At 56.5% G+C, this 292-nt stretch carries 1 protein-coding gene; it reads left to right on the top strand.

Annotation, left to right across the window (positions count from 1 at the left end; genetic code table 11):
- A partial coding sequence (locus QP415_RS11450) for a BCCT family transporter (RefSeq protein ID WP_285100159.1) occupies nt 1-292 on the top strand: 292 nt, incomplete at both ends.

The following is a 292-nucleotide window of genomic DNA, read 5'->3' as shown; positions in this document are numbered from 1 at the left end:
TACGGCATTTCCGGCTGGGCTCTCTATGGTCTTGTTGGCATTGCCCTTGGCTACTTCGCGTACCGCAAGCACGATCGTCTGACCGTTCGATCCACTCTCCGCCCGCTTCTAGGAGATAAGGTCGACGGTATTTTCGGTGACATCATCGACATGTTCGCCCTTGTTGGTGGCGTGTTCGGCATCGCAGCCAGCCTTGGTATTGGTGTGGTCCAGCTGAACGTTGGCCTGACGATCATCTTCGGGATCCCGCAGGGCCTTGTTGCACAGATCGGCCTCGTTTCCCTTTCTGTCA

The organism is Pauljensenia sp. UMB3104 (assembly GCF_030217285.1).
Lineage (GTDB): Bacteria > Actinomycetota > Actinomycetes > Actinomycetales > Actinomycetaceae > Pauljensenia.
This window is presented reverse-complemented; position numbering and strand designations above follow the sequence as displayed.